Origin of the sequence: Chryseobacterium sp., assembly GCF_019236175.1 — a bacterium.
GTDB lineage: Bacteria > Bacteroidota > Bacteroidia > Flavobacteriales > Weeksellaceae > Chryseobacterium.
The window spans coordinates 169,463-181,440 of record NZ_JAFAJM010000013.1 but is presented as its reverse complement, the minus strand read 5'-3'; the positions used below and the strand labels follow the sequence as shown (position 1 = coordinate 181,440).

8 protein-coding genes are annotated in these 11,978 nt (G+C 34.0%); 2 read left to right on the top strand and 6 right to left on the bottom strand.

Features of this window, described 5'->3' with window-relative positions; translation table 11 throughout:
* From JO178_RS10875 to JO178_RS10850, 6 genes are all read right to left on the bottom strand, one after another.
* Positions 1–3,135, bottom strand: coding sequence for a lantibiotic dehydratase (locus tag JO178_RS10875; protein WP_291935276.1), 3,135 nt, complete (start codon positions 3,133–3,135; stop codon positions 1–3).
* A gap of 22 nt (positions 3,136–3,157) precedes the next feature.
* The gene (locus JO178_RS10870; protein ID WP_291935273.1) at positions 3,158–4,393 is read right to left on the bottom strand and encodes a lanthionine synthetase LanC family protein; all 1,236 of its coding nucleotides are present in this window, start codon (positions 4,391–4,393) and stop codon (positions 3,158–3,160) included.
* A 17-nt stretch (positions 4,394–4,410) separates the two neighbouring features.
* Entirely contained in the window at positions 4,411–5,334 is a 924-nt protein-coding gene (locus JO178_RS10865; RefSeq protein ID WP_291935271.1) for an LLM class flavin-dependent oxidoreductase, read from the bottom strand.
* Positions 5,335–5,450: 116 nt separating this feature from the next.
* The gene (locus JO178_RS10860) at positions 5,451–5,651 is read right to left on the bottom strand and encodes a class I lanthipeptide (protein WP_291935269.1); all 201 of its coding nucleotides are present in this window, start codon (positions 5,649–5,651) and stop codon (positions 5,451–5,453) included.
* Between the two features lie 155 nt (positions 5,652–5,806).
* Positions 5,807–8,167, bottom strand: a complete 2,361-nt coding sequence (locus JO178_RS10855; protein ID WP_291935266.1) for a TonB-dependent receptor — start codon at positions 8,165–8,167, stop codon at positions 5,807–5,809.
* A 39-nt stretch (positions 8,168–8,206) separates the two neighbouring features.
* Positions 8,207–8,476, bottom strand: a complete 270-nt coding sequence (locus tag JO178_RS10850) for a hypothetical protein (protein ID WP_291935264.1) — start codon at positions 8,474–8,476, stop codon at positions 8,207–8,209.
* Between the two features lie 253 nt (positions 8,477–8,729).
* Between JO178_RS10850 and JO178_RS10845 the strand changes: the two genes are divergently transcribed.
* Together JO178_RS10845 and JO178_RS10840 are read left to right on the top strand one after the other, a co-directional pair.
* Positions 8,730–10,478 (top strand): AraC family transcriptional regulator, encoded by a 1,749-nt coding sequence (locus JO178_RS10845; protein WP_291935262.1) that lies wholly within the window; start codon positions 8,730–8,732, stop codon positions 10,476–10,478.
* A gap of 354 nt (positions 10,479–10,832) precedes the next feature.
* Positions 10,833–11,669: a glycosyltransferase family A protein gene (locus JO178_RS10840; RefSeq protein WP_291935260.1), complete on the top strand. Its 837-nt coding sequence runs from the start codon at positions 10,833–10,835 to the stop codon at positions 11,667–11,669.
* Positions 11,670–11,978 lie beyond the last annotated feature (309 nt).

Sequence of the window (11,978 nt, the reverse complement as noted above, 5' to 3'; positions counted from 1 at the left end):
TCAGACAAGATTGGTATAATATATTTTTTTATAATATTTATTCAGGAAATAATACACTGTCATTTCAAATTTACGCTGATAAGCCGGAAATGTCCTGTTGATACTCATATGTATTATACTCGGAATAATAGGAATCTGAATTCCTTTCATGTTTCGCTGTGAATAATACTGAAGAATTTCATTCATTGCTCCGGCTAATGATTCATTTCTGTTTTTTAAAATATCAGAATACTCCTGATAAAGTTCGTTTTTTTGGAAATGATCTTCAATGACACTGCGGTTTTTACGGTAAAGGTTATCCAGGTCCTGCTTCAGGACTTTAGGATCTCCGAATTCTTTACAGAAGCTGTCATATAATATATCGGTAAATTTAATTTTATGTTCTATATCGATTTTGAAAGAAGTCAGGTATTCATCCAGAGACTGTAAGGCAAAAAGCCATCTTGAATTCTCTTCATGACTATAGTCCGAAGCTATTTCCAGCATTTCAAAAATGCTTGTGCTGTCTTTCCAAAAAATACTTTCGCAGCTTTCTATCAGATCATTACCATAACGTTCAATCTCCCGTTCATAAGTGTCATACTGAACTTTATAAATACTTTGATTAGATATTTCATCATATAAAATCGTATTAAAAAGCTCTATTACTTCATTCAGATAACTAATATCTTTTAAATGAAACCGCAACCGATGGTGATGGTCGGGATCTTCGTATCGAATAAAAAACCATTTATCTATGAGCTGCCTCTCCTCTAAGACTGTGGTGAGATCAGTTATTTTTGTCTTTAATATATGATCAAGCAATAAAGCTCCGCCATAAATTTTCACGTACAACCATTCAGATCCCAGACTAAATTTACGTTGAGCTATATTGTTCAGTATAACTTTTTCTGAAGCTTTTGCGGGCTTTGTCGTATGATCTGTTACTTTTGAGACAGGAATAACAATCTCGTTGGTATACCCTTCATCATTTGTATTCTTTACGACTGTCTGATCTGAAGAAAAGAATGTTTCAACCAGGGTTATGTGCTGTTTTTTCTGAAAGTGTTTATATATAATATCAAGACTATATTCATTATCTAAATCGACTAACAATTTATTATCCCCATCTACTAAAAGTACTTTAGCAGGAATTTTAAAATCTTTCCGGAATGCGGAGAATCCGATGGTTATATCTTCCGGTTCGGTCAGTTTTGCATATCGTTCAAGGATATTTTTATCGATATTCCAGGTAGCCGGGGAAAGAATTATATTTTTATAAATAACCCGTGGTAAAAATTTAGCAGTACGGAAGGCATCCCAATCCCAAACAAATGAAGCCATGATCCCCTGATGTTGAAGATCACATAAAAATTTATATACAGGTAAACTGGCCACTCTGAAATTCTGTGCGGAAGATAAACAAGGAATAATACGTTTATCCAGTCGTTTGGAGCGAAGTACTACTATATTATTCGATATAGACACCATTAAATCCTCAATATCAATACATTTATCCCGATCGTTTCCACTCGCAGATAAAAAAGGGATCTCATATTCTCTCAAAACAGGTCTTTGGATCACATTACCAAGCCTTGGTTGGGGAGCATGTACAATTTCCGCATACACGGCATCACAATGCGCTTCTTCATTCTTAATAGCAGTTTTCAGTTTACCGATTAATTCCGGGTCTGTATGACAGAATCTGGCCAGTAATGTAACCGCTGAAGGACCATTAAAATAATCCAGCTTAAATTTATAATGGCCTGCATCAACTGCTTCCGGACTCTCTGCTATTAAATTCCCCATGATATAGCTACTATCGGGAAATACGGACTTTCCTCTTGAAGATGACTTCAAAAACTCAATATCTTCCGGAGTAACCTCAACTTCAAATAATCCCTGACGTAAGGCATGATAAAATTTTTCATATTTCAGTTTGTGAAAACTATCTAACCGAAGAAGCTGTATCGGATTGTTTTTAAAATTCGTAATTCCGCCTATCAGCTCCAATGCACCAATAGTATGGTTGTTGGAATCGCCATATCCAATTCCGAATTCTGAATCCAGAACATGGGCTAATGGCATTTCCCGATTTTCATAGCGGTTTATGAAGTGTGTCTTAAAATTTTCCAGATCCTCTACAATGCTATTAGGCATTATGGAAGCTATTTCTGCCGCCTGATCTACAATTTCTTCAACAACTTTTTTATTTAACTGGTTTTTAAACTTGCTGAGGTTTAAATCCACCTGAAAAAAATCACTGTCATAATTATTAATTCCGAATAATTGAATTTCTGCTTCAATTACAGCTTTTTTTTCTGTGATCCCTACAGTAGCTTCAAGGGTTTCTCTGATCTTAATCAAAGACTGTAAGACAGGCGACAGATCCGGGATCTGTAAAGCATCCAGTTTATTAATAATATCGTCAAGGACATTTTCTCCGGTCAGTAATGGATGGAGATTGTGTACTATTATTTCATTGTCAATAAGTTCATCAATAAAAGCATCAATTTCATCTACATCAAATTCGTCGAGATCAAAGCAGTTTCTGAATTCTTCTTTAGTGGCTCCGTCTCGCGCTAATACAATTATTTCATTTATATATTCTGAATATTCTATACTTGAATGGTTAAATGTTTTTGTTCTTCCCAGCATTTGAGATTCAAAATAATGTAATCTTCCGTTAATCAAATAGGAACTCGAATTCGGATAAAACTTCAATGCAGACTGTACATCTTCTCTTGCGGCAATATTTTGGACAATAATGTCAAGAAGCTGCATATCAAGTCTGATGATTGAAATATGTTTATTTTTTTCATTGAGAATTATATTTGTTGTATCTTCAAGTGTTCCCAGGCTTACACCGGAAAACATTCCATAGGGAGTACTCCTGAAACTGGCCCGAATGATATACTTCAGGATAGATTGTTCCACCTTCTTCATCTTAGGATGTTTATTTTCCTGTGATAAATAGGTTTCCAATTCATTAAACAAAGCAGGAGAAGCTAAGAATATCGCTTGCTTTATATCCTGATCCTGACATAATTCAGTTAGGATTTCCTGTGTCAGATCAGGGTTATTAAGGATTTTCTCCGCAATTGATACAGGCAGATAAGGAGCACGTAATAAATAAAAATTCTCAGGTGTCAACATAGAAATTAGCTTAGTGTTTGTTTTAATACAATAAAAATATTTTACCCCAATTTAATTTTTGTCCCTGTGATTTTCCAACTTCAGATAATAACACTAAAGCTACTCCCGGAAGTCCTTCCAGCAATTCACCGGCCTTATCTTTTTGGGTGTAATAGTCGGTATTCAGCTCTGATTCTAAAAGGTCTAATGTTTTTTCCAGCCAATGATTTTTAGCCGTAAGATATTCAGCGAGGTGGGTTTTTTCATAAAGATAATCGTAGATATATACCAAACCACTTGTTCCATGGCAGAATTGGGTATCAGAAATATAGGTCTGCTCAAAATCCAGTCGTTTAGTAGTGGTTATACCTATTTTATTACTTAGTGCAATCAGGGATTCGTCTTTAAGGGTTTGCCCCGCATGTAATAGTGTGACCACCTGGTTCAGGTCTCCGTAGCACCATGCAAGACGGGTGTTTCTCCGTCCTGTAATGATTTCTGAAACTACGCTGTCAGAGTGGCAATAAATTTTTTTCGAAAAATCTACGTCTTCGATTTTTGATTCCAGATATTTTACTATTTCAAGGGCAAAATCTTTATATTTTTCATCGATTAAGCCTTTATCAATAAGATCCAGTAGAATAAATAAGATTCCTGTTATCCCATGAGAAAAACTAAGATTAATGGAATTTCTGGGATATTCCGGAATAAACTGATTGAATAAATCAAAATAAATTCCTCCATCCGGATCATGTATGGCTTTTGCTTTAAGCTCCTGAATGAGGATATCAAAATACTCTTTTCCGAATGAGCCTGTTTCCGAGTTTTCGCAAAGATAATGAACAGCACCAAATGCACCATGCATAAATTCACTATCATTATTTCTGATCCTGTCTATTGCCCATTCAAAAACCAATTCGTCTAAATTTCCTAATTCAACATCGTCAGTGTTTATGAAATTTCCATTAATTAACAGACTCAGAACCATTCCTAAACCTGAAAGCCCATAACTTAGGGTATAATTACTGAGTGTTCCGGTTCCATCTTCAACTCTTTCAATAATATTCTGAAGGAGCTTCATGGCCAGATCCCGGGAGTTTTCACTGCCGAATATTTTATAAAAATTATAATGATATACTACCAGTCCGAGATTTCCACTAAATAGCGAATCACCGGCCAGAAGCGCATATCTGTCTTTATTAAAATCGGGCTCATGTTCCAAAGGAAGCAGGATTTCATTAATTCTTTCAAGTAATGTTATAAGTTTTTGATTAGACATATTGTGAGTTAGTATGGTTATTGTTTTAGTTGTAATGTATCGGCAATAAGATGGAGCCCCTCTGCCCTTTCTTCAGGGTCCAGAGCAACATTCATAAAAATAAATTCATCAATATTATAATTTTCTTTATACTCTGAAAGGCGATCATGAAATAGTGACGGGCACCCTACAATATTATCCGGAATAAAACCATAAGAATGATTTTCATAACTTTTTTTAGCACGAATACCATCTGTTGAGCAGGCACCCGAAAAAGCTAAAGAAACTTCCGGCATCCGCCCGTGGTATGTCATAAACAGTTCACGATATTCTGTTATTATGTCCTTATTATAGGACACATCAGAGCCAAAATGGAACAAAGACCTTGAGATATTGAGCCCTTGTTTCGCTAAGGTTTCAAAATTTCTGAAAGATCCTGTCAGACTCCATAATTGCGGAATTATCCCTTTGAACGGGGGAATGACAATCTCTTCTTTCAATAATTGATCCTCATCATTAAGATAATTAATCAAAGATTCCTGATTATCCCTAAGCTTCTGCTCTATCTGCTCTTTGCTTTCCGTAATCCGCAGTTGTGAACCGCTTTTACCACTGTTAATATTTCTGTTGCTATATCCTTTGGCAATTCCCAGATCAATTCGGTCATTAAAAACATTGTTAAGTAATTTAAATGTATAAGCAATTCTGTAAGGAGAATGACTTGAGAGAATGATACCGCCCGCTCCTACTCTTATCTGGTCTGTAGCCCCGGCAATTATAGGGAGTAGTACCTCAGGATTAAGCCATGCTGCAAGGGGATCAAAATTGTGATGTTCTGCAAGCCAAAATCTGCTGTACCCAAGATGATCTGCCAGAATTGCATAATCCACTAAATCCTCTATGACCGCTAAGCTGTTAATGTTTGGGGATCTTACTCCAAAATCTAACAATCCTATTTTCATAATTTAATAATTTACCGATTTGTTATTAGCCATAATTGTTTTAAGAACAATAGAAATTAGGGAAAAAAAATAGCGAAGTGCTTTTTGTTGCACTTCGCCTTTTTTTAATTGGCTAACTAGCAACAAGCTGTGTTAGCAGATGAACAACAGTTGCTACCTGCAACTACTTGCTCTTCTTTAGTTGGTTCTTGAACTGAAGTAGCAGCTGCACGTGCAATACCACCTGCAATAGCTTTCATTTGTCTCTCATTGATTTTTGAAAGAGTTTCTTTGTTTAAAGTTAAGCCTCCTTTCTTGAATTTGATTTCTTTTTTCATGATTTTGAAATTTATAGATTAAGTATTTATTATGTTTCTTCAGGCGAAACAGTCCCTTCCTATTTAAAGCCTTAGAAGCGGGCTTACAATCTTACAGATTTTCAGTTGGAAAGATCATTCGGATTGCCTTTTCGCGAAAAAGAAGTTTTAGGGTCTTACAATCTGTTGATATTGTCATTGCCCTTTTGTATATTTTTATTATTTATTTTGCTCTTATTTTTAATATTGTAGGTAAATGTCAAGGTAGGATAACTCGTAATCCTTTTTTGGTAGAAATGAAAATCAAAGTTTTCGTACCTTGAGATATTACGATCCCGTTGTGTATTAAATACATCATCCCAGCTTAGGCGAATAATACCTGAACCCTGCAGTATGCTTTTCTGAAGCGCAAGATCAAGCCCATACTGATCATAGAACTCTACTGCATTACTTTGGCTCTTAGTATTGTAATCATTCGTAATATCCAGGAAAAATGTTTTGTCAAATTTCACCTGCAGACTCCATGTTGTATAGAATGAAAATCTATTATGAGAAATGTCTCCGATCTCAAAATTATAATACCAAACACCGGATGAAATACTGGTATAAAGCCACTTCGCTAAGTTTCCATTAAAGGAATGATAGAGTCCCACTGTCTGTGACTTTCCAAAGTTTTCAGGTTTATAATAGGTTATATTACCCTGAACTGAATAGACTCCTGCGATAATATTATCTGAAAAGCTGCCAAACAATGAGAATGTATGATTCTTCAGCGTATAGCTCAGATCAATTTTACTGGTATACTGAGGCTGGAGATCCGGGTTTCCCGTCTGAAATAAAAAATCATTTTGTTTGATGACAAACGGATTAAGATCTCTAAAACTTGGCCGGTTTATCCTGCGTGCATATGAAACCGAAATACTTTGATTATCTGCTAATGTATACCCATAATAAAGGTTGGGAAACCAATCAAAATAACTTCTTTTCACTCTTGTAGCATTGATGTTATCGGTTCCGGTGAGATCTGTATATTCTGTACGTAATCCTATTTTCAGATTGTGACGTTTTTCCCATTGTTTTGCAACGGTTATATAATTTGACAGCACCTGTTCTTTATTATCAAAATCCTGATCGCCGCTGGCTGGATTCCAGGCCCCGTCATCATTGAGAAAAACATTCAACAGATTATTTCTTCTCACCTGTGCATATTTAACACCTAGGGTCCATTCCCAGTTCTTTTCTGATTTTTGATGCCAGTCGGTCTGTAGATTAACAAAATTTGAATTCGCATCTGTTAAATACCTGTAGTAATTATCAGGTAACGAACCATAAGTATATCTGCTGTCAACTTCGTTATTATTATCAAACTGGGTATTTCCGGCATCACCGATAAATTTGATAGAGCTCCCCTTATCATTCAGTTTGAAAACATAATTTAAGGTGGCATTCCAGAAATTGTTTTTATTTTCATAAAGGGACCGGTTATCAGATGTGGAACTATGAGAAGGGTTATATACCATTAGATTCTCCCAGCCGTCCCGGTGTACTTTAGTGTTTGAAAAATAAACTTCAGCTCCAATCTCATGTTGCTTTGATGGGTAAAAAAATACACCTGTGGTCATGTTAAAATTCTTGTTATGATTATCACTTTCCCCATAGTTTACATTTTTGCCCTGAGTATTAAAAAAATTGGTTGTTGAGTTGAAACGCGACAGATTCGTGTTATCCGAATAGTTTATTTTATTATAGATGTTCCATTTTGCTGCACCAAACTGACTGGTGACTCCTCCTGTATACCCTGCGTGATCTTTATCCCGATAAGCATATGATGTTTTTATCGTGGACTGAAAACCGACAGGTATCTTTTTTAAAACTATATTAACTACTCCTCCGCTATTCGAGGCATCAGTATCTGCAGAACCTAAAGTCTGGATTTCAATACTTTTTATATTTTCTGAATTGAGACCATTCAAATAATTTTCAAGCTCTGAAGCAGAGAAATTCATTTTCCTTCCGTTTACCATTACCATTACATTTTCATTACGTAACAAAATTTCACCTTTCGAATTCACTCTCAGTCCCGGACTTCGTTTTAAAATTTCCAACCCGTTGTATCCTTGTTTTAAAGGACTGTTCGAAACATTGAAAATAACTTTATCAAACTGACGCTCAACAATTTTCCGGTTGCCCGTAATTGTAACTCCTTCCAATAAGATAGATTCATTAATTTCAATTTTTCCTAAATCATAATCCCTCAAAATATTGATTTTCTGATGATAATATTCTTTTCCGAAGCGTTCTAAAACCAACTTGTAATTTCCTTTCAGCATCCGGATTGTAAATAAGCCTGCACTATCTGTTGTAATGCCGCCTGCAACCAGTGTGTCATTCCTGAATATATTAGCTTTTACCCATTCGATCGGTTTCTTTTCTTTATCAACAACCTGCCCCTTAAGCGTATATTGTTGCCCAAAAAGTGGTTTACTATTCAGAAATAGCACCAAAAAAGAAAACAACAATATTCTAAAATGCTTCATTACTATTAAATTTTCTCATGATAATTCAGGAAACTGGAATTATTTACCAATAATCCAATGATTACCATTTTTTACAGGAGGTTCTTCATCAGCTTCCTCATTCTCTGCTTTCTCCGGTGTGTCCACCATCATAAGACTATCTTTGCTTTTAACAGAAGAATTTAATTCTTCATTTGTATACCTGTTAATTTTTAATGTTTTGTTTACTTCCTTATTTTGATTTAAACTTTCCTGTATTATATCATCATCGTCTTTACTACAAGAATTAAATACTGTTATCAGAAGTAATAATGGGATAAACCTTTTCATGTCTTTTATTCATTTAATGAGTTTATTCCGGTACCGGGTTTGTGTTCTAAGCTTGAGCTAAAATTATGTATTAAACAGGTTCTTTTCAGGTAAACTTTGGCTTGATTTATAAATCAGAGAGTCCTAATTTATAAATCATTACAAATACAAAACACTGATAACAAATACATTAAACCATATTTCATTGAAATAGGAATTATTGGCATTTTCTGGTCTTTTTTGATTAAATTTGAAAGTATTTTATTTATTATCTATGCTTTTATTAAAGAAAACGGCAATAATATTTTACTTTCTTTTATTTACAAATCATTTTTTTTGTCAGAATCCGGCTAAAACAGGAACAAGACATCTGAATGATTTAAGAAGTTTATATGAAAACTTTGAAGAAAATAATGAGAAGGCTATTCCTTATGTCCATAATTATATAAAATTTGCCCAATCTGAAAATAACTACAATCACATTTTTCAGGGCTATAAAGACCTGATCTACTATTCTGAAGACAAAGCTGTAAAACTGAAATATGCAGACAGCTGCGTAGTGTATTCACTACAGTCGAAGGATCCTGAATTGATAAGCAATGCCTATCTGACCAGAGGTATTGTATACTATTTTTTTTATAAAAAATATCAGCCCGCCTTAGATGAATACCTGAAAGCATACGATTATTCACTAAAAACAAAAGATCAATACTTAAAAAACAGTATTATCTACCATCTGGGTGTAGTCAAAAGTTATTTGGGATATTATGATGAAGCGCTCACCTTATTTGATAAATGTATAAGGTATTTTGAACCGGTCATCAAGAGCAAAGCCCATCCTAATATTATATTCAATAACCAAAAAGGTTATTTTAACAGCCTTCATCAACAGGCCATATGCTATACGAATTTAAATGACTTGACAAAAAGCGATTCTATAGTTAAGTATGGGATTTCCAATCTTCCCAAATCAAATGATTTTTCACTGGAAAACGCTTATTTTTTGAAATCAAAAGGGATTTTAGATTTCCGAAAAGGTAAATATCAGGAAGCAATAATAAATTTAGACAGTGCACTACCGGCATTAAGGGCAAATGATTTTACCTGGACCTCTGTCAGTTATTTTTATCTCGGGAAGTCTTATTTAGAACTAAATCAGACAGAAAAAGCAATAAACTATTTCACTAAAGTAGATTCTATTTTTCAGAAACATAATTTCTTACTTCCTGAGGTGAGAGAAAATTATGAAATTTTAATCAATCACTATCATCAATCGGGACAGGCTGAAAAAGAACTTTTCTTTACCAAACAATTATTAAAAGCGGATAGTATTCTGACAAGAGATTTTAAATATCTGGCTTCTAAAATTCATAAAGAATATGAAACAAAGGCATTACTGGCAAAGCAAAATCAATTAGAAAGCATCAATTCTAAAGGTCTTATCGTATTATTCGGATCAATTTTAACTATTGCGTTTCTTGTTATCACTCTTATTTATAGGAATAAAAAACAAAAAAAAGCACAGCAACGGTATTTTGAACTGGAGCAAAGATTAATCCGTGAAAAACAAGATCTTTTATCTGGTGATCATGAAAATAAAGCAAAGAAAATCACCCGAAAAGAAAATAAAACAGAAGTCCCGGAATCGGTAGTGGAAGATTTATTAGAAAAATTAGACAAGTTTGAATCAAAAGCGGAATTTACCAAAAAAGGATTGACCCAGTCAGATCTTGCCAAAAAATTCAATACCAATACCACCTATTTATCTCAGGTCATCAATGAATATAAAGGGAATAATTTTAATACCTATTTAAATATTCTGCGGATCAACTATATTACCCATGAGCTTTACCACAATCCGAAGTTTTTAGATTATACCATCGAAGCTTTAACCAGCTATTGTGGTATTTCCTCCCGACAGACTTTTACAGATCTTTTCACTGAAATTAATGACATCAGGCCGACGGTATTTATCAAAAAAAGAAAAGATGAGCTAAAAGGAATGGAAAATGATTTGGAATGAACAGATCATCAGAATAAGCCTGATTCCTTATCCGTTGAAAATTTTTTGATAAACATAATATTGACTCATCAACAATCTAAAAAAAGATTATTCTATAAATAATCTAACTTCCTGAATAAAATACATACACTATATCAGAAACACGAAGTGTATTTTTGATAATTGACAACAACGACGTAAAGTACTTTTCTGACGGATAATTTATCTATCAGCTAAGTTCAAATAAGTTCAGAAATTTTAAAAGATTGGTATCAGGATTGTTGTCATAACTGTTCAGGCAAAGTGATTTCCTGGTCTGATATTATTTCTTTCCCCTCAAGAATTTTATCAGGTTTTATCTAAAGTATTAACACAATGAAGTTTTCAATTCTTATCGCACATTATAATAATGGTAACTATTTTAAAGAATGTTACGACTCTTTAGTCCATCAGTCTTATCAAAACTGGGAAGCTATTATTATAGATGATGCTTCCACCGATGATTCTCTTCTACAGATTCAGGATCTCATAAAGGACGATCCGAGATTCAGGCTCTATATCAATGAAACCAACATGGGTTGCGGATATACAAAAAGAAAATGTATGGAATTTGCATCCGGTGGAATCTGTGCTTTTCTGGATCCTGATGACGCTCTATATCCCCATGCTATAGAGTCTTCCGTGCATGCATTCGGGCATAATAAGGAAATTGTAGCCACCTATTCAAAGTTTATGATTTGTGATAAGCTTTTAAATCCTCTAAAGGTTTTCAAAAACAGCAAACAAATCTATAATAACAATTATTTTTTCAATACCCATATCCAGATTTCTCATTTTTTTACTTTTAAAAAAGATGCTTATTTCAAAACATCAGGGATCAACCCTGCTCTATTCAATGCCGTAGATCAGGATCTGTATCTTAAAATACTCGAGGTTGGAAATCCTTTATTTATTAATGATGTTTTATATCGATACAGAACCCATCCCAACGGAATTTCCCAGGACAAATCAAAAAAAAGCGTTAAAGAATCTTTTTCAAAAGTAATACTGGAAACCATGCATCGCAGGGAGATAGAAAAAATTGCAAATAAAAAAGTTCCGCTCCAATATCAGAACTCCCAGGAAATCTATGGGCTTCTGGAATATCAGAAGAGTTTTTTTTATCGTATTTATATAAGGCTTAAAATGTTTTTAAAGCAAAAACAAAGCTGATCCCTTTAAGAATGATACATATATTCATTTCCTGGAAACCAGCACATGCTTAAAAAATCTTCTAAAGCATCATAAAATCTAAGAAATATGCAAAATAGCAGGCTAATAAATTCCTTTTATCTAAGAATTTTAATCTTTTAATAAGAACTTCAAGCTTCATCGTATAACAATACAATTTTTAAATAGAAAAAATAAAATTAAGGTATTAAGAATTAATTCCAACAAATCCTCTCCTATTTTAATGTATTCTTATCGCAAAGTCTGAATAACGGAGCTGAAGTGAATTAATATAAGCCAAAAAATGCCTAA